Below are 18,538 nucleotides of genomic sequence, written 5' to 3'. Positions count from 1 at the left end.
TAATTGCAAATTTTTTAACCAGTTTTTAGTATTATAATCATTATTAAGAATAATGTTTGGAACTAAAATAATGGGATAGCAAAATGACAATTGGCGCTTTATTAAAACAGTACCGACTTGAAAACGGCAAGACGCAAAAAGAATGGGCGGCTGGCATTGTCAGCCCTTCGTATTATTCAAAAGTTGAACAAAATAAGCATCGCATTACCGCCGAAGACTTGATTGCAGTCTTGCGCGCAAACCAAATTGGCTTGTGGGATTTCTTTCAAAGGCTGGATGATAGTGAACAGCAACAATTTGATGAATTTAAATTTGTTGATCATGCAATTAACCAAGCATGGTATCAAAATGATCAGGCCAAGCTGAAAGAAATTAGGCAATATGTTGAAGATAGTACAATGGCCAATCAAGACAAATGGCTGCTTTACCTTGATGCAGTCGAGGTGGAAATTAATAATCAGCCAGAAAAATTAAGTGCAGAAAAACGTGCACGATTACAAGAATGGCTGTTTGATTTTACTGATTTTGACGAAACCAAATTACGAGTTTATATCAATTTGATGCCATTTTATGACCTTGACAGCAACCTTCTCTTTAGCAAAAAAGTTATTGCTAAATTGCAAAAGTCGGATAAGTCGCGGCATCAAACAGAATTATTAGGCATAATTGGCAATTTGTTGATTGATTTAATTAAAGCCAAGCGATATGAGGATACCGGCTGGTTGATTGAAGCAGCAGCTAAGGTGGCAACAAGGCCAGAGCTGTTTTTCTATAAAAACGTCTTGCTGGTGCTTGAAAACATGGTTAATTATCATTTTGACCATCAAGATAAGTATTTGGAAAAGTGTGAATGGGCAATTAAAAACTTTACCTTAATAGGGATGCCTGAGTATGGCAATGAAGTGGATTCTTTTTTCCGCCAATACTGCGATTAGGAGCGCTGGCTAATTATAAAAATCTATTGGCATGCTAGTAAATAAAAAAACTGGTGCTATGATAGGTTTATATATGGAAACCATTGGTTATAAAGGAGTGATTCTTAATGAAAGTTGGTTTTATTGGAACCGGGGTAATGGGAAATGCGATTTGCCTCAATTTATTGCAAGCTGGTCATGAGCTCTGGGTTTACAACCGAACAAAAAGTAAAACGGATAACTTGGTTGCTAAGGGTGCGACTTGGTGTGAAAGTCCAAAAGCGGTAGTTGAACAAGCCGAAGTGATCTTTTCAATCGTCGGTTTTCCTAAAGATGTCGAGCAAGTTTACTTTGGCGAAAATGGGATTTTGACAGCAACAGTTAAGGATAAGTACTTGGTTGACATGACCACATCAAAACCGGCACTTGCTCAGCGCATTTTTACTGAAGGTGAAAAGCTTGGCGCTAAAGTTTTAGATGCACCTGTATCTGGTGGTGATTTGGGTGCTAAAAATGGTACGCTGACGATTATGGTCGGTGGTGATAAGGCAGCCTACGATGATTTGGTAGATCTTTTTAAAGACTTTGGCAAGTCAGTTCATTATTTTGGCCCAGCTGGTTCAGGACAAAATACAAAGATGGCTAATCAAATTATGATTGCAGGTACAATGACTGGAATGACAGAGATGCTGGTTTATGCCAAGAAGGCTGGACTTGATCTTAATGCCGTGCTAGAAACTGTGGGTGCTGGTAGTGCGGCAAACTGGAGTTTAAGTAATTATGGTCCCCGAGTTTTAAAGGGTGATTACACTCCAGGCTTTTTTAGCAAGCACTTTTTGAAAGATCTCAGAATTGCGCTAGATACGGCTAAGGAAATGAAACTTGAGTTGCCGGCAACCGAGAAAGCGGCTGAGCTTTACGCTAAACTGGTTGATGAAAAAGGACTAGGCGATTTAGGAACGCAGGGTTTAATTAAACTTTGGTGGAATTAGCTGCGTTAAAATTGCAAACTAAAAAACGACCGATACTAATGGGGGTTCTTATCAGTATCAGTCGTTTTTTTAATACCTACTAACTTATAGTTTGCTTTTAACTTCTGCTACGCCGTCCAAAACGTTCGCGTAACGAGCCAAAATAAAAAGATAGTCAGATAATCGGTTAATGTATTTTAAGCAAGCAGGAGCCAATTTTTGCTCTTCAGCGTCCAATTTAACCATTGCTCGCTCAGCTCGTCTGGCAATTGTGCGAGCATAATGTAAGTGTGATGCTGTTAGTGATCCGCCGGGTAAAATAAAGTGGGTTGTTTTTGGAATTTGCTGGTTAAGCTCATCGATTTGTTTTTCAAGCGCGGTAACTTTAGCGCTAGTAATCTGCTCATGCCGTTTGACAACAATGTCACTTTCAAGTTCGTATAGATCACGTTGCAAATTTTGCACTGGCGCCAATAACTTTTGGCAATTAGCGGATAAACTTGCGGCTACAACGCCGAGATATGAATCAAGTTCATCAATATCACCTACGGCAACAATTTGGAGGTCATATTTGGGTACCATTTTGCCCGTAACTTGTTTGGTAAAACCATGATCGCCAACTTTGGTATAAATTTTGATAGTCATGATAGCCTCTTTTGGTAATGATCAAGTGCGATGTTAAGGGGTTTGTATAAAATAGGATAAAAAACTAAATTACCAATGGCATGGTAAGTATCAAAGGTCAGGCTGCCGGCCCAATAAGCTAGGAAGGCCTGGAAGCCGCCAAAAATGGACATCCCGAAATCAACAAAACAACCATATTCCCAGCCTAAGAACGTGACAAGTATCAGTTGCAAAATAAAGTGCTTTTTTAATGGCGTAAATTTTGCAAATAACGCCACGGTTAGAACACAGCCGCCATAGGCAAGAACCTGCGAAACGGTCCAAATGCCAAAGCCCAGATAGATGTTAGAAACGACCATCGTTAAAATGGCCAAAGCAAAACCAAAAGTAAAGCCCAAATTTAGCGTAACGATCATTAAAATTGCAGTAACTGGTTGAACATTAGGTACAGGAATAATCTTAAAAATTCTAAGCGCCACGCACATTGCGGTTAAGATCGCAAGTAGTGCTATTTTTTTGGTTGAGTTGTGCATAATTAATTAGTTCATCTTAGCTAAAGTGAATTTAACCTTGTCTTTATTACCCACTCTTTGCTCAGTTGCGCCTTTGTTAGCGAATTTACCGTTAATGGTATATGTCCAGTAAACGTGTTTTGCCTTATTTTGACTCTTACCAGCAATCGAAGTAATAAAGCCGTTAGTGCTCTTTACGTGCCATAATTTTCTAAGTCCTTGCATAACCGTTGAATGCTTAGCTAATTTAACCGTCCGTTTTTTATAATTCTTGTTATTTACTTTAAGAGTGTAGGTAACGTGAATTTTGCTTGCTGCACTAACCGTAGTAGGTGTTTGCGTAGTTTCATAACCTGCAAAGGTAAAAGTGAAAATTGTTGCTAAACCGGTAATGACTGCTAATTTATTTTTTTTCATGATAAAAACTCCTCGTAATATTTTTCTGATAACGTAATAATTTGTAATTTTGACTATTTAACTGGGCAAGCGCCGTTTTCACAATCTTCTTGATCAACAAGTTCTAAGTCTTTTTGATCGTCGTGTTGTTTGGCAAAGACACTGGCAACATCGCCTGAAATCTGGGCTTTGCGCTTTTCATAAGTTTCCTTATCAATTGGCTCTTTTGGTGCTTGTTCTAATGAACCACCATAATAAGGCAATAAAGAAGTTGACTTAATTACATGACGGTATTGCTTAAACAGCGAATTAATCTTATCGCCTTCCTCTTTTTGGAAGGTAACGGTACAACTAACAGCGTTGTCGGACCAGTATGTTTGTAAAAACGCTTGGGTGGCAAATTGCTCTTCGATTGAAACCGTTCCGGCAGAAGCAAAGTTTTCACTATCCGCATGGGCTGCCCGTAATGGAAATTCAACACAAGTAGTGTTTGGTGAATAAATATCGGGTTCAGAATAATAGCCGCAAGCTGCTAATGCTTTTAATAATGGGTCGGAAGCTTGGAAACGAATTCGCTGAATTAAATAGCCAGCATAGTGGAAGTGCATTCCTTCAGATGCACCTGCAAGTTTAGCTACAGTTCCTGATGGCTTAACAGTAGTATGCTTAATTGATGGCTCGCAGTGCAGCGCCTTGCTATACTCATTGTCTGCATCAACAACGGCTTGATATGCAGAAGTAACCATTTTGATTCCTTTAGGATCGTAGATCGGCACCTTGATTTTTTCACCAGTTTCTTGATCGACCTCATCCTTAAAGCCAGTGACAACCCGGTGGCCTAGATCATTTAAGAGCCAATCTTGAATTCCTGACATGGAAACACCGATACGCCGGTTTTTATAAATAATCTGGCGAGAAATCTCCCAGTCGTAGGCACTAAAGGTTACGCGCTTGGTGTAGCGTGCGGCGAGCTTGAAGACATCTTGAAGATTCCAGCCTTGTTTTTCAGCGATATAAGGGAAAACTTCAAATAGGTTGCATGGCTCGCCATTTCCAAGCGAGATCTCACCACACGGATTGGTTCCCTCAACTTCGCCATCAATGTCTTTTTGATAGCCATCAATTATACGGCCGTAATTACGCGATAAATCAAGGTTAACAATTCCCGGCTCACCGTTTTCCCGAATACCATTGGCGATAGGCTCATAATCATTAAATTCAGCGTCGATTGCGACACTATTATTAGAAGCCCAGCGATGATGATAGAGCTTATCTTTATCCTGTTTCATTGTGATGAAGTCTTGGTCATCATTTGAACCAAGTGCCAATTCTGCTGATCTTCTGACATTGCCAGCAACAACGGTTTTACCGATTAAATTGCAGATATCGGTGCCATCAACGGAAGTTAGGTGACCGCCAACGCGATCGTTAATAATTTGGTTAATTTCAAAAACCATTTCTACTAGTGGCATTGGTCCTGAAGCTGTTCCGCCAAAACCATGAATCTTGGCACCATAAGGCCGAATATCACTGATATCCAAAACTAGCTTTTGCTTGTTTTCAGGATTGGTTTGGTTAAAGTGCATATCAATTAGGCGTGCATTAGCCAAAACCCAGCCTTCGCGAGTATCGGGCAGCTTATAGTAAACATAATCGGTAGCGCCGCCGTTTTGCTCTTCCCAAGTTGCTTTGTCAGTTGCACCTAACTTAACTGAGTCTTGGTAAGAAGCACTCTTCTTATCAATTACAACAGTTAAATCAACTTTTTGATCAACTGGTGGAATTTTGGCAATATTTTCTTTTACGACAGAAAAACCAACACCGCCGCCTTTCATAAGCTGATCAAAAACAAAAGAAAAAGGCATTGAAACAGCTTGTTCATCCTTAGATAAGTACGAAGGAACAATATGACTGTCACCGTATTTTTGCGGTCGAATTGCGATAAACCAGCAATTGTTTAGTGAGTCACCGTTGCGTTTTTGGTAATCAGTTCCAGAAACCCAGAGATTACGTCCAGATGGAGTGGCGGCAAGCCCATAAACTAGCCGGTACAATTCACGGGCCTCATTGGTTAATTCAGTAATGACTTCCTCAGAAGGTGAGTCTGCAAGCCGTGGGTCAAGGTTAATATTTCCTTCAACCACACGTTTGACGGTTTCGTCCCACTCTTCGGACCGGTTTTCTTGTGGAAGCCACCGGGCATAAGTCCGCTTGTAGGTGACCCAGCCTAATTCGCCCCAGTGAGGTGAAATATTTTGTTTCACTTGATCAATATAAGCCTGATCTAAGCTTATTGTTGTGTTTTTCATGTGTAAAATAGCTCCTAAAAACTAACAATTGTTTCACACATACATTATGTATGGCTACAGAAAGAACTATACCACAATATCTTGTATTTGATAGTCGATATGCTACACTAAAACACGAACAAAAAACTCTAACTAAAGTGGGAGTAAGATTCGGCGGAAATAAAAAAATCATATAGGAATAACTGTACACAAAAAGCACGACAAGTATAAGATATTACTTATCGTGCTTAGCTAATCTTTAGTGGATTTTTATTTAAGAACCTAATTTAAGAACCTAATAGTGCAAAGGCAATAAAAATTATAGCTCCTAGTATGATTAACGGAACTAACAGGTGAATGAAAAAAACAAATACAAAACCGCAAGCCAGCAAGAAAAATAGGATTTTGAGCGTCCCGATCCCTAGCTTAACAAAAGCCCATATTAGAAAAATAATCAATAAAAGAGTAAGCATGTTTAATTATTCCTCCAAGTCATAGTTTTAGGGCATTATATGCGTCATTATTAAGATAAAGTAGTCTTTTGCCTAAATTTAAGAAAAAGATAATTTTCTCATTATAAATAAAATACTGGTATAATAATTTTCCATGTTAGTATGTGTTATTTCCTAGGAAATAACTAGAAAGGATGAAGTTACTTGTACTTCAAACAGATTATATTTGATGTTGATGATACATTGATTGATTTTGCCGATACGGAGAATTTTGCTCTTCATAGCCTTTTTAATGCACATCAATGGGAACTTACGGATGAAATCCAGCGGCAATATCATGCGTATAATCAGGGGCTTTGGCGTCAGCTAGAAAATGGCGCTCTTACTTATCAAGAATTAAGTGAAATGGTTTTTCATAATTTTCTGAAAGATACTTTTAATATTGAAGTTAATGGTCTCGCTGTCATGGATGAATATCGTTCTTATTTTTCTCGTGCGTATAAGCTTTTACCGGGTGTCGAGGACACTTTGCGTTTTGCTCAGAAACAAAATCTGGAATTAACAATTTTGACTAATGGCGAGACTTTTATGCAGAGACATCGCCTTGAACTGGCTGGAATTAAAGATTATTTTGATTTAATCGTTACTTCTGAAGAGGCTGGCTATTCTAAGCCAGATAGTCGCATTTTTGATTATTTCTTTGCTCGGACCAAGTTTGGCCCAGAAGATACGGTCTTCTTTGGTGATGGACTGCAGTCTGATATCTTAGGCGCGGAGAATTATGGTTTTAGCAGTATTTGGTATAATCATCGTCATCGGAAAAATAACATGAATTTGCATCCGCTGTTTGAAGTAACAACTTATCCACAATTTGTAAAACTTCTTAAAAACAATTTCCAAAAGTAGTCGAAATCTGTTAATGTATTAATGATATCAATATTTAATTTGCTAAAATATAACGAATCGAGAGGTGAAAATAATGACTGTTGATATTCATTCTATGTCTGACACCTACCAATTAAATAACGGAGTTAAGATTCCAGCTATTGGACTAGGTACATGGCAAACGCCAGACGGCGATATTGCAAAAAATGCTGTCAAAGACGCTATTAATTTGGGCTATCGACTAATTGATACTGCCGCAGCTTATGGTAATGAAGTAAGTATTGGTAAAGGAATTAGAGAAAGCGGTGTTAACCGTTATGACTTATTTATTACGACTAAGCTGTGGAATGATATGCATGGCTACAAGAAGACCAATGAAGCAATTGATAAAAGCTTAGAAAAGTTAGATGTAGATTATATTGATCTGTATTTAATCCATTGGCCTAATCCTGTCGGTATTCGCGACCACTGGGCAGAATTAAATGCAGAAAGTTGGCGTGCAATGGAGGAAGCTCAGATTGCTGGGAAAATTCGTGCAATTGGTGTATCAAACTTTAGGCGAGAACACCTCGATGAAATACTAAAAACGGCATCTCTTCGTCCGGCGGTTAATCAAATTTATCTTAATCCAAGCGACATGCAAGAAGATGTAACTTCATATAATGAAGAATTGGGAATTCTTAATGAAGCTTATAGTCCTTTAGGACGAGGCGGCTTATTTAACAATGAGACTGTTGTCGAAGTTGCTAAGCATTATGATAAGACTCCTGCACAAATTTTGTTGCGCTGGTCATTGCAGCATCAATTTGTACCTTTGCCTAAGTCTGTCCACCGTGACCGAATGAAAGAAAACGCCGCTATTTTCGATTTCGCAATTAGTGAAGAAGATATGCAAGCTTTAGATCATTTACATGGTGTAGCAGAAATGGCTACTGATCCAGATAATACTGATTTTTAATAAGATAAATTTTAAGGTGATAAATGATGAAAGTAGGATTTATTGGAACTGGCAAAATTGGTAAGGCAATTATTTTGGGCTTATTACAAGGTAAGACGGCTAGTCAAGATATTTATGTTTTTGACGGTGGTCACCGGTCAGCACAAAAGGTTGCAGCTGAACTGAATTTGCACCTAGTAGATGACTATGCTGCTTTTAACGACTGCCAGGCAGTGATTGTGGCTGTCGGTGGCTCAGTTATAACATCAATTTTTCATGAACTTGGGCAAAAGTATCATGGTATCATTTTGTCAACTGGTGGTGGTGATCTTACTACAATCAACCAGGAATTACCGGATGATTCTTCTTTTGTCAAAATTGTTCCTAATACGCCAGTTCAAATTGGTGAGGGAATCACAGCGATGAGCTTTGTTCCCGGAGAAAAGAAGCAGGTAATTAACACTGTTAAAGCTCTGTTTGAGCAAATGGGCAGTGTTTATGTCGTTCCTGCGGATTTATTAGGAATTTATGGGACTGTTGCAGGTTGCACACCAGCATATGTTAATATGATGATTGAGGCCCTAAGCGACGCTGCTGTCCAAAATGGCGTTAAGCGGGCTGAATCTTACCAAATTGTGGAACAGATGCTGGTAGGCACTGCGAAACTTGCATTATCTAGCAAGAAATTGCCTGAGGAATTAAAGGATGAAGTAACTACTCCAGGTGGATCCACCATAAGAGGTGTAGTTAAATTGGAACAGGAAGGTTTCAGAAATGCCTTAATTCAGGCAGTTAATGCTTCAGCTAATTAAAAAATAAAAGTATTTGGAAAAAGACTGTTTGTAATTAAAACTACAACAATATTTATAAGCAAAAAACTGATAAATCAGCTAGATTTATCAGTTTTTTTATTTACTATTATGTATGTGTTGCTCTTAAAAATTAGTTTTCAATTCGCGAAAAAGCTGAAGAAAATGTTTCTAAATCACGATTTACGATTAGTTCTTGCGGAAAATCAATTTCTTCTAGCATTTTTAGCGCCTCAGTAAAGTTACCAATATTACTGGCAAAATGTGCATCAGAACTAACGGTAACTCTTACGCCGTATTTTTTACAAAGCTCCTTTAATTAAAATGCTTGTACTTGTACATACATGTTGTCAATCAGCTAGAAAAGATAGATATTTCGGGGCTAATAAATAATAATTAATTTAATTTCGCTCTTGTACAGACATCATTGGATATAATAGAATAAAAGTGAAAGGATTTAAAAAATGACAGATTCAAAAGCAACCTTAATTGCCCAAGATATTGCAGAAAAAATCCGGCATAAGCAATTTAAAGTAGGTAGTTTCCTTCCAAGTGAAAACCAGTTGACTAAGCTATACGGCACTTCACGCGAAACTGTGAGAAAGGCATTAGAGCAACTTAATTCTTTAGGAATGATTCAAAAAATTCAGGGAAAAGGCTCAATGGTGTTAGATTTAGGCAGGTATTCGTTTCCTATTTCTGGCATTGAAAGCTTTGCTGAGCTTAATAAATCATTGGGAATGAACGCTGAAACCAAAGTTTTAAATTTGACTAAAACCAAAATGCTACCTGGTCTATTTGCAGAGAAATTTCCCCAAGAAAAGCAAAATGAGGGAATATATCTTGAGCGGCTGCGTTTACTAGCAAATGAACCGGCTGTTTTGGACTGTGATTTTTTATTTACACCCCCAATTGCTGAATTACCGCTATCGGCAGCCCAAAATTCAATTTATCAATATCTTGAAAACGATTTGGGGTTAGAAGTTTCTTATGCCACTAAGACAATTACGGTTGAAAAGGCAACTGAAAATCTTCGGCGAAAGCTAGCACTTGAAAATGATATGGTTGTTTTAGTAGCAAGTCGCAGCTTTTTAAGCGATACAACGCCGTTTCAATTGACCCTGTCCTTTCACAACCCAGCAAAATTCAAATTCGTTGATTTTGCACGCAGGCAGAATATTAAGCCGCAATAATTAGGAGAAAAGTATGACCGCTCTGGGAAAAAAAGTAATTTATCAGATCTATCCTAAGTCTTTCTATGATTCAAATAATGACGGAATTGGTGACCTTCGGGGCATTATTGCTAAGATTGATTACATTAAAAAATTAAATGTTGATATGATTTGGTTTAACCCCTTTTTTGTGTCACCACAAAATGATAATGGCTATGATGTAGCGGACTATTACAAGATTGATCCGCTATTTGGTACCATGGCCGACTTTGAAGAACTAGTTGCTAAGCTAAAAGAAATTAACGTTGGCATTATGCTGGATATGGTACTTAATCATTGCTCAACTTCTAATGAATGGTTTCAAAAGGCACTGGCAGGTGATAAAAAATATCAAGACTATTTTTATTTGCGTAAAGCCAAAAAAGATGGCAGCTTGCCAACTAATTGGCAAAGTAAATTCGGGGGCCCGGCTTGGAGCAAGTTTGGTCAAACGGATTATTATTATCTTCATCTTTATGATCCGAGCCAAGCTGACTTAGATTGGCATAATCCAGAAGTGAGAAAAGAAGTTGCCAAAGTAGTTAATTTTTGGCGAGGAAAAGGTGTGCAAGGATTCCGCTTTGATGTCATTAATGTCACCGGAAAAGCAGAAACGCTCGTTGATTCGACCAATCCGGTTGAAGAAAAAGCTTTATATACTGATACGCCAGTGGTTCATCAATATCTCAAAGAATTAAATCGAGCTAGCTTTGGCCAAGATCAAAATAGTGTTACTGTTGGCGAAATGTCATCGACAACTATTGAGAATTCAATTGAGTATACGAAACCAAGCGAGCATGAGTTATCGATGGTTTTTAATTTTCATCATTTAAAGGTCGATTATCAAAATGGCCAGAAATGGACAAAAGAACCATTTGACTTTATGCAATTAAAGCAAATTTTCACTTCGTGGCAGGAAAAAATGGACGAAGGAGGAGGCTGGAACGCACTCTTTTGGAATAATCATGACCAGCCAATGGCCATTAACCGGTTCGGGGCAACGGGCAAGTACCGTGTGAAATCTGCTGAGATGCTCGCTGCAGCCCTACATTTAATGCGTGGAACGCCATTTATTTATATGGGTGAAGAAATTGGGGCGGTCAACCCAACTTATTCGTCAATGAAAGACTATGTCGATATTGAGAGTATTAATGCATTTACCGAATTAAAAAAGGCCGGAATGAGTGAGCAAGAAGCCTTTGAGATTGTTAAAACAAAATCTCGCGATAATTCGCGGACACCAATGCATTGGACTAATAATCAGTATGCAGGCTTTAGCAAGCATAAGCCGTGGCTAATGCCAACAGGTCAAGCTGAAATTAACGTTGCACAAGAATTGAAAGATGGTGAAATCTTCAATTTTTACCAAAAGCTGATCCAATTGCGTAAGAGTGAGGAGTTAATTTCGGACGGACATATCAAAATGTTTTTAAACAATGATCCACAAGTTTTTGCTTATGTCCGTTATTTACAGCACCAGTCGCAAAAGATTGTTGTGTTCAGTAACTTTTATGGTAAAAAACATGAAGTGGAGCTGCCAGACGGCTTGAAAAATCAGCAAGTCGAAATTTTGCTTAGTAATTATGCCAAGACTAGCTCTACTTTAGGGGAGAAAATTAGTCTTCGACCATATGAAACTTTAACCGTTAAACTGGCAAAGTGATTTTTAGCATAATAAAAAGACGCCTAGATTTTTAAGTAAATTCTAGACGTCTTTTTTAAGTAAAAGAGGTATCAAGTAAGTAAATTGCTACCTTTTTTTAAAGTCAAATCATTAAATGTGTTTAAGAAGGGAAATAAGTTTATGAAATTAAAATTCTTTATCTAAATCAACTGGAGTATCAGGCTTTTCACCATTGATTAACTTCAAGTTGTTGTCAAATGAATTGATAACCATGTTACGAACAGCATGTGTTGTGTAGAAAGCTGTGTGTGGAGTTACCAAAACGTTTGGACGAGCAATTAAATCTGCTAAACGCTTATCAGGCAATTCTTTGTTGCTGAAATCTTCGTTGAAGATACCAACTTCACCTTCGTAAGTATCCATTACAAAGCCGAAGATTTTACCTGAATCAAGACCACGAACAATAGCATCAGTGTCAACAAGTGGACCACGTGATACGTTAACGATAACTACGTCGTCTTTCATCTTCTTGATTGAGTCGTCATTGATCATGTGGATGTTTTCAGGAACATCAGGTACGTGAAGTGAAATGACATCAGATTGAGCATAAAGTTCGTCTAAAGTATCAACGTAGTAGCCCTTCTTCTTAAGAATAGGGTTTTGGAAGATATCATAAGCGATAACCTTAGCGCCAAAGCCTTCCATAATTCTCATAAATACTTGACCAATGTGACCAGTACCGATAACACCAACAGTTTGGTCACGAACTTCACGACCAATTGTAGGTGCCCAACGGAAGTCGTGCTTGGCAAGTTTTTCATCCATTGCCTTGTCTTGACGTAAAACTCTTGCAGCTTGAATAGCAGCGTGTTCAGCAATAGCATCTGGTGAGTAAACTGGTACGTTAGTTAACTTGAAGCCAAGTTCTTTAGCTTTCTTCAAGTCAATGTTGTCAATACCAACGTTACGAATTGACCAGTTGTGAATACCAAGCTTGTCTAAAGCTTCAATGGTATCTGCCTTATAGTCTAATTGTTGGTAAGTTACAACACCATCAGCACCGTTAGCTAATTCAGCAGTTTCTGGAGTCAAAAGTTGATCAGTGTAATCAACTTCGACATCTGGATGAGCGTCTTTCCACTCGTGGACATATGGCTCTTCGTCTTTACGAATCGCATAAGCATAAATTTTAGTCATAAAATCTAACCTCCATAAATCGTTATTACTATCTCTTGTGCTATTATACACTTGTACTAGACGAATTAAAAATACAAAATTGTGAAATGGATCATTTTGAAAAAACGCTCAGTTTGTAACAACCGCTTACATTTGCAGAGTACCAGTTAATCAAGAAAGAAAAATAATTTATTGGATTTTTACCTAAAGTCGTGAAATTTGTAACAATTTTATAATTACTTAAATATTTTTAAATGTGCTTAAAATGATTTTTGGGGTTAGGCTGCTGGCAGAATTATGTTCTGTTTACTAAAAATTGCCAAATTAAGTTAATGAAGTTGTGAGTCCGTTTTAAAAAACTATATAATGTATAAGATGGATACAAAGGAGAAAAATATGATCTTAATTTCGTGGAATATTGATTCACTGAATGCTGCGTTAACGGGGACTTCTTCTAGGGCTGTAGAAACACGGAAAGTTTTAGAAAAAATCCATGAGCAAAACGCGGATATTATTGCAATTCAAGAAACTAAACTTCGGTCAACAGGACCAACAAAAAAGCATTTAGAAGTGTTAACAAATGAGTTTCCGGAATATGAAATTGTATGGCGTTCGTCAGAAGAGCCCGCTCGTAAAGGCTATGCTGGTACGATGTACTTATATAAAAAGGATTTAGAGCCGACGGTTACTTTTCCTGAAATTGGCGCACCAGAACCAATGGACCAGGAAGGCAGAATCATTACGCTAGAATTTCCCGCTTATTTTGTTACACAAGTTTACACGCCTAATTCAGGAAACGGGTTGAAACGTCTAAGTGAACGACAAGTTTGGGATGAAAAATACATCGCTTATTTGAAGCAGCTGGATAAACAAAAACCGGTGCTAGCTTGTGGCGATTATAACTGTGCTCATGAAGAAATTGACCTGAAGCACCCCGAAACAAATCATCACTCTGCTGGTTTTACTGATGAAGAGCGTGAAGATTTTACCCAACTTCTTAATGCCGGTTTTACTGACTCTTTTAGAAAAATCAATGGTGACGTTGAAGGCGTTTATTCTTGGTGGGCGCAAAGAGTTAGAACGGCTAAGGCGAATAACTCAGGCTGGAGAATCGATTATTGGATTACAAGCAATCGAATTGCCGATAAGGTGACTCGCTCAGAAATGATGGATACTGGTGTACGTGCAGACCACTGTCCAATATTGTTAGATATTGACTTGTAAATAAAATTTGAGAGAAATCCTAATGACTGGATTTCTTTTTCTTTATATTATAGATAGAAAAATAAGAAATTTAGAGGCATAAAAATCAATGAATGAACCACTGCAAGATGCCATACTTAATGGTCTCTATGATCAATCATACCCTGGCCATGAGCTTCTCAGTCCTAAATTGTTGCAGAATAATCAAAACGACAACATTTGGTTAACCTTGCGGCAGGAACTGCTCAGTTGCCGCTCATTCACATGGGCAGTTGCATTTATCACACAGGATATGCTCGTCCCCTTAAAAGTCGTTTTGGCGGATTTGGCACGAAAAAATGTTTCCGGGACCTTAATTACAGGTGATTATTTAGCTTTTAATAATCCCCGCGTTTTTCATGAATTAATGAAAATTACTAATCTGACGGTTAAAATTGCCCCTAATACGGGCTTTCACGCAAAAGGCTATCTTTTTGATCATGAGAATTGGGAAACTCTTGTGATAGGTAGCGCCAATTTCACGCGAGCAGCTCTTCTTAGTAATTATGAGTGGGCGCTAAAAGTCAGTTCGAAAGAAAATGCAGCTTTAACTGAGCAAATTAAGCAGCAATTAGTGCAACTTGATGAAACTAGCCAGCCATTAACTACTGCTTGGTTAAGTGAATACGAAGCTAACTGGGTTAGCCCTAAGCCAAATGCTATTCAGACTCGCTTTACCACAACAAAAGCACAGAAGATAACCCCGAATCAGATGCAAAAAGAGGCTCTAAAGGAGCTAACGGGCTTAATTGCTTCGGGACAAAAGCGGGGATTGATTGTTTCGGCGACCGGTACCGGTAAGACATATTTGGGAGCTTTTGCGGTCAAGGATTTTCATCCTAAGAAATTTTTGTATGTGGTACACCGCGAACAAATTGCCAAGAAGGCATTAGAAAGTTTTTATCAGGTAATTGGCGGTGATCGCAAAGATTATGGTCTATTGACAGGGCACAAGCACCAACTTGAACGAAAGTATGTTTTTGCCACTGTCCAAACTTTAAGCCAGCCTGAAATGCTCGCTAATTTAAATGTAACGGAATTTGATTATATTCTAATTGATGAAGCCCACCGGGCAGCGGCTCCCAGCTATCAGCGGGTCTTTGCTAAATTTGCGCCGCAGTTTTGGCTGGGGATGACGGCTACGCCCGAACGAATGGATGACCAAGATGTTTACCAGTTATTTGATTATAATTTAGCTTATGAAATTCGGCTCCGTGGCGCATTAGAAAATAAGATGCTTGCACCATTTCATTATGTTGGGGTAGAAGACTATGAAGCAGATGGGGAAAGCATTGATGAAACGACTAATTTGCGTAGGCTCCTTGCACCTAAGCGGGTTGATTACGTACTAAAGCAGCTCGATTATTATGGTTATTGTGGTAAGCAGGCTAAAGGCCTGATTTTTTGCAGTAGGCAGGAAGAAGCCCGCGAATTAGCGCAGATTTTTACGGCTAAAAACCATCCGGCAATTGCCCTGACTAATGAAGATAGTGAAAAGCGGCGAATGCAGGTAGTTAAGCAGCTCGAGCAAGGAAACATTGAATATATCGTTACTGTTGATCTTTTTAACGAGGGAATTGATATTCCGGCACTGAATCAAATAATTATGTTGCGCAATACCCAGTCTAGTATTGTTTTTATCCAACAGTTAGGCCGAGGATTGCGTAAATATCCGGGCAAGGACTACGTAACTGTCATTGACTTTATTGGTAATTATAAAAACAATTATTTAATTCCAATTTCTTTAAATCAAGATAATAGTCGAGACCTGGACAAGGCACGTGAGGAAAGCAAACTGCCAGGATTTATTGATGTTTCAACTATTAACTTCAGCCAGGTGGCTTCGGCAAAGATTTTAGCTTCGCTAGATCGCATTAAACTTGATAGTATGAAAGAATTGCGTCAGTCATATTTGGATTTAAAGGAAAAAATTGGACGACCACCGCTTTTGCTTGATTTTTATCATTATGGTTCAACCTCGCCAATGGTTTTTGCTAGTAATCATGCCTTAAAGCACTACGGCCAATTTCTAGTAAAAATGGGTGAACCGGTTGCCTTGAATAAAGAACAAAGTGCTATTTTATCTTTTGTTACGAAAGAATTACTTAATGGCAAGAGACCGCATGAATTAGTTTTATTACAATTATTATTAGAAAAAGACAAGGTAACTCAATCAGAATTTGAAGAAGCGTTAGCTACATATAATGCATATATTAATCCTGAAGTACTCAACTCCGTTGAAGATATTCTGACATTAAGCTTTTTTGACATTAAGCAGGGTAAAACGACCAAAAAAGAACAGTATGGCAATCACGCTTTAATCGAACGCCCAGATTTGTTTACTTATCTGCTCGCACCTGAATTGAAACAAGCGCTACATGATAGTCAAGATTTTTACCGGCTGTTTTTGGATGCAGTTAAAACTGGCTTGGCGCTTAACCAAGACTATGATAACCAAGAGCAATTTACGCTTTATCAGCAATATGATCGTAAAGATGCTTGCCGCCTATTAAATTGGCCTAAGGATGTTTCGGCCCCGATGTATGGCTACCGGGTTGATAAAAATGAAACCCCAATTTTTATTACTTATAAGAAAGATTCTGCCAAAAAGCGAAGTGCTTTGTACCATAATACGCTTGAAGATGGACGCTCTTTGCGGTGGTATACGCGCTCGCCAAGGCACTTGGATTCTGATGAAGTAAAGCGATTGTTAAATACGCCCGACATGAAATTACACATTTTTGTTAAAAAAAGCGATGCAATCGGTAAGCAGTTTTTCTATTTGGGCCAAGCTAATATTCAAAAAGAAACGGTTAAAGAAGAGCAGTTGGGACCAAAGAAAAAAGCGACTGTGGGGATGAACCTGCTGCTTAATAAACCACTACAAGCTAAAATGTACGAATTATTATTTGCAGACTAAAAATTTATCAATTGAACTAAAAAACTCCTATCTGGTATTTGTTGTTACCAAATAGGAGTTTTGATTTTTAACAAAAAAGAGATTATTTAACGTGAGACAAATGTATTTGGCTTAATATGTTGAAGGATTTCGTAACCAACATCTTTTTCGGCATTTTCATTATCATTAGTTTGATTTAAAAACATGACGATGCCATTTTGATTATCGGTAGTCAATTGTACCCACGTGCCAAAGTGCATACCGTAGAAACTTCCGTATGCGCTTTTTAGCGATTCGTTTTGCTTGAGATACATTCCCCCGCAATACTCAGTAATTTTGCTGTTTAAGTGCGTCAAATAGTGAAAATCACTTTTATCTAAAATTGAACCGTCGCTTAACCCAACTTGAATGCGGTAGTATTCATCTGGCGTAGTAAATAAGTTGCCGGCTCCTGGTATTTGTGAGGCGAGGCTTGCTTTGATGTAATTGGCATTTTGATAATTTTTTCCGCCATTTGAATAATAAGAAATAGGATCTGTTATTCCTTTAGGGATGTTCTGGTAAAGGTAAGTATTCTTAAGACCTAATTTTTGAATTATTCTGGTTTGGATGTTTTGTTCATAAGATAGTCCGGTAATTTGGCGAATAATTCCAGTTAACAAAATAAAATTGCTGTTGTTGTAATGATAAGTTCCAACATTATCAGAAGGCGAATTATTGATATTTTTGACGACCCAATCAAGAGCGTCTGCTTCTGAATAAACAATTCCCCGGTTTATTTCTGTTTTAGCAGCTGTGATGCCAGATGTATGCGTCATCAAGTTGCCAACAGAAATATTATTGGCATTTTTCAAGTTAGGGTACCAACGTGAAATTTTAGTGTTTTGGTTAAATGCCTTGTCAGTATTTTTGGTTTCGTTAATTAGCTGGACAATGATTGCAGCGGTGATTACTTTTTGTAAAGAAGCTGTTGGATAAGTGACCTTGGGGTTACCATTGCCTATTCGTTTGCCATACCAGGCATAACCGTAACTAATTGTTTGTGGAACGCCGTTTTTGACGACGGTAACTACGCCTCTTACGTGGTGCTTTTTGAAAGTGTTTCTAACAAAATTATACATTTCTGTTTGACTGTTTTGCGTGGTTGTAGTTGCTGCCTGCACTGTGATTGCCCCAGTTGCTAATGGAGCTGAGGCTCCAAGCATCAAAGCGGTAGCAAGAGTGAAAAATTTATGTTTCAAAATATTATTTTCTCCCTTTTGAAGATATTAGAAGTATTATAAATCGTTATCATTAACAAAGAAATGCTAAAAGGTTAAGATTCTTTAACAATCTTTGTAAACGTGAAGTAACAATTGAAACGCTGTAAATTTAGAAAAATAGCAGAGATTAATTAAGTAAGCAGCGGCAATTAAAGTAACACTCAGTACTAATTAGTTGAATAAGCTAGCCAAAACATACTTAAAAAAACGCTAATATTAAGGCTTTATTACTAGAATCAAAAATAAATTACAAAAAAGACTTGCAAAAGTAAAAAAGAGTTGCTAATATTAATAACTGTCGTCGGGCGCAAGGCAAGAGCCAAGCGGAAGAGGGCG

General features: G+C 38.1%; 15 protein-coding genes and 1 pseudogene. 9 read left to right on the top strand and 7 right to left on the bottom strand.

Going from position 1 to position 18,538, the window contains the following annotated elements; genetic code table 11:
- Nucleotides 1-83 precede the first annotated feature (83 nt).
- Both J3U69_RS09195 and J3U69_RS09190 read left to right on the top strand, forming a co-directional pair.
- Entirely contained in the window at nucleotides 84-935 is an 852-nt protein-coding gene (locus J3U69_RS09195) for a helix-turn-helix domain-containing protein (protein WP_267413832.1), read from the top strand.
- A gap of 107 nt (nucleotides 936-1,042) precedes the next feature.
- Nucleotides 1,043-1,906 (top strand): NAD(P)-dependent oxidoreductase, encoded by an 864-nt coding sequence (locus tag J3U69_RS09190; protein WP_220235021.1) that lies wholly within the window; start codon nucleotides 1,043-1,045, stop codon nucleotides 1,904-1,906.
- A gap of 84 nt (nucleotides 1,907-1,990) precedes the next feature.
- Here the strand turns inward: J3U69_RS09190 and J3U69_RS09185 are convergent, their stop codons facing one another.
- Genes J3U69_RS09185 through nrdJ form a run of 4 tightly spaced genes read right to left on the bottom strand, consistent with a single transcriptional unit; the run spans nucleotide 1,991 to nucleotide 5,726 of the window.
- Nucleotides 1,991-2,530 carry a cob(I)yrinic acid a,c-diamide adenosyltransferase gene (locus J3U69_RS09185; RefSeq protein ID WP_220220493.1) on the bottom strand — a complete coding sequence of 180 codons (540 nt, stop codon included), beginning with the start codon at nucleotides 2,528-2,530 and terminating at the stop codon, nucleotides 1,991-1,993.
- On the bottom strand, nucleotides 2,527-3,042 hold the full coding sequence (locus tag J3U69_RS09180) for an ECF transporter S component (RefSeq protein ID WP_103752689.1): 516 nt from the start codon (nucleotides 3,040-3,042) through the stop codon (nucleotides 2,527-2,529). Before J3U69_RS09180 ends, J3U69_RS09185 begins: the two co-directional genes overlap by 4 nt.
- A gap of 6 nt (nucleotides 3,043-3,048) precedes the next feature.
- A complete protein-coding gene (locus J3U69_RS09175) occupies nucleotides 3,049-3,438 on the bottom strand; it encodes a DUF4430 domain-containing protein (protein WP_103752690.1) in 390 nt (129 codons plus the stop codon).
- Between the two features lie 53 nt (nucleotides 3,439-3,491).
- Nucleotides 3,492-5,726: a ribonucleoside-triphosphate reductase, adenosylcobalamin-dependent gene (nrdJ, locus tag J3U69_RS09170; RefSeq protein WP_267413829.1), complete on the bottom strand. Its 2,235-nt coding sequence runs from the start codon at nucleotides 5,724-5,726 to the stop codon at nucleotides 3,492-3,494.
- Between the two features lie 635 nt (nucleotides 5,727-6,361).
- On the opposite strand from nrdJ, the gene J3U69_RS09165 reads away from it, so the two are divergent.
- The 3 genes from J3U69_RS09165 to proC all read left to right on the top strand — a co-directional run bounded on the left by J3U69_RS09165 (nucleotide 6,362) and on the right by proC (nucleotide 8,791).
- Nucleotides 6,362-7,063, top strand: coding sequence for a YjjG family noncanonical pyrimidine nucleotidase (locus J3U69_RS09165; protein ID WP_220220495.1), 702 nt, complete (start codon nucleotides 6,362-6,364; stop codon nucleotides 7,061-7,063).
- Between the two features lie 73 nt (nucleotides 7,064-7,136).
- Nucleotides 7,137-8,000, top strand: a complete 864-nt coding sequence (locus J3U69_RS09160) for an aldo/keto reductase (RefSeq protein WP_220232580.1) — start codon at nucleotides 7,137-7,139, stop codon at nucleotides 7,998-8,000.
- A 26-nt stretch (nucleotides 8,001-8,026) separates the two neighbouring features.
- Complete coding sequence (proC, locus tag J3U69_RS09155) at nucleotides 8,027-8,791, top strand: pyrroline-5-carboxylate reductase (RefSeq protein WP_267413826.1); 765 nt, start codon at nucleotides 8,027-8,029, stop codon at nucleotides 8,789-8,791.
- Between the two features lie 244 nt (nucleotides 8,792-9,035).
- On the opposite strand, the pseudogene J3U69_RS10440 reads toward proC, so the two are convergent.
- Nucleotides 9,036-9,089 (bottom strand): annotated as a pseudogene (locus J3U69_RS10440) (hypothetical protein); the annotation flags it as partial.
- Between the two features lie 163 nt (nucleotides 9,090-9,252).
- On the opposite strand from J3U69_RS10440, the gene treR reads away from it, so the two are divergent.
- Nucleotides 9,253-9,981, top strand: a complete 729-nt coding sequence (treR, locus tag J3U69_RS09150) for a trehalose operon repressor (RefSeq protein ID WP_220220500.1) — start codon at nucleotides 9,253-9,255, stop codon at nucleotides 9,979-9,981.
- 13 nt (nucleotides 9,982-9,994) lie between these two features.
- Nucleotides 9,995-11,662, top strand: a complete 1,668-nt coding sequence (treC, locus tag J3U69_RS09145) for an alpha,alpha-phosphotrehalase (protein ID WP_267413822.1) — start codon at nucleotides 9,995-9,997, stop codon at nucleotides 11,660-11,662.
- Nucleotides 11,663-11,809: 147 nt separating this feature from the next.
- On the opposite strand, the gene J3U69_RS09140 is transcribed toward treC, so the two are convergent.
- A complete protein-coding gene (locus tag J3U69_RS09140; protein WP_220220502.1) occupies nucleotides 11,810-12,820 on the bottom strand; it encodes a D-2-hydroxyacid dehydrogenase in 1,011 nt (336 codons plus the stop codon).
- Between the two features lie 375 nt (nucleotides 12,821-13,195).
- Between J3U69_RS09140 and J3U69_RS09135 the strand changes: the two genes are divergently transcribed.
- Nucleotides 13,196-14,023 (top strand): exodeoxyribonuclease III, encoded by an 828-nt coding sequence (locus tag J3U69_RS09135; RefSeq protein WP_220220503.1) that lies wholly within the window; start codon nucleotides 13,196-13,198, stop codon nucleotides 14,021-14,023.
- Nucleotides 14,024-14,111: 88 nt separating this feature from the next.
- Nucleotides 14,112-16,961: a DUF3427 domain-containing protein gene (locus tag J3U69_RS09130; RefSeq protein ID WP_267413817.1), complete on the top strand. Its 2,850-nt coding sequence runs from the start codon at nucleotides 14,112-14,114 to the stop codon at nucleotides 16,959-16,961.
- An 86-nt stretch (nucleotides 16,962-17,047) separates the two neighbouring features.
- On the opposite strand, the gene J3U69_RS09125 is transcribed toward J3U69_RS09130, so the two are convergent.
- Nucleotides 17,048-18,181 (bottom strand): serine hydrolase domain-containing protein, encoded by a 1,134-nt coding sequence (locus tag J3U69_RS09125; protein WP_244986832.1) that lies wholly within the window; start codon nucleotides 18,179-18,181, stop codon nucleotides 17,048-17,050.
- Nucleotides 18,182-18,538: the final 357 nt, after the last annotated feature.

The organism is Lactobacillus sp. B4026, assembly GCF_026535825.1.
Taxonomy (GTDB): Bacteria; Bacillota; Bacilli; order Lactobacillales; family Lactobacillaceae; genus Lactobacillus; species Lactobacillus panisapium.
Note: the sequence above shows the minus strand (reverse complement) of the source record. Positions and strands in the feature narration are given on the sequence as shown.

Bases quoted from the DNA above. Each gene is read 5' to 3' on its own strand.
- J3U69_RS09195 (WP_267413832.1), top strand. From the start codon at position 84: ATGACAATTGGCGCTTTATTAAAACAGTACCGACTTGAAAACGGCAAG.
- J3U69_RS09190 (WP_220235021.1), top strand. From the start codon at position 1,043: ATGAAAGTTGGTTTTATTGGAACCGGGGTAATGGGAAATGCGATTTGC.
- J3U69_RS09185 (WP_220220493.1), bottom strand. From the start codon at position 2,530: ATGACTATCAAAATTTATACCAAAGTTGGCGATCATGGTTTTACCAAA.
- J3U69_RS09180 (WP_103752689.1), bottom strand. From the start codon at position 3,042: ATGCACAACTCAACCAAAAAAATAGCACTACTTGCGATCTTAACCGCA.
- J3U69_RS09175 (WP_103752690.1), bottom strand. From the start codon at position 3,438: ATGAAAAAAAATAAATTAGCAGTCATTACCGGTTTAGCAACAATTTTC.
- nrdJ (WP_267413829.1), bottom strand. From the start codon at position 5,726: ATGAAAAACACAACAATAAGCTTAGATCAGGCTTATATTGATCAAGTG.
- J3U69_RS09160 (WP_220232580.1), top strand. From the start codon at position 7,137: ATGACTGTTGATATTCATTCTATGTCTGACACCTACCAATTAAATAAC.
- proC (WP_267413826.1), top strand. From the start codon at position 8,027: ATGAAAGTAGGATTTATTGGAACTGGCAAAATTGGTAAGGCAATTATT.
- treR (WP_220220500.1), top strand. From the start codon at position 9,253: ATGACAGATTCAAAAGCAACCTTAATTGCCCAAGATATTGCAGAAAAA.
- treC (WP_267413822.1), top strand. From the start codon at position 9,995: ATGACCGCTCTGGGAAAAAAAGTAATTTATCAGATCTATCCTAAGTCT.
- J3U69_RS09140 (WP_220220502.1), bottom strand. From the start codon at position 12,820: ATGACTAAAATTTATGCTTATGCGATTCGTAAAGACGAAGAGCCATAT.
- J3U69_RS09135 (WP_220220503.1), top strand. From the start codon at position 13,196: ATGATCTTAATTTCGTGGAATATTGATTCACTGAATGCTGCGTTAACG.
- J3U69_RS09130 (WP_267413817.1), top strand. From the start codon at position 14,112: ATGAATGAACCACTGCAAGATGCCATACTTAATGGTCTCTATGATCAA.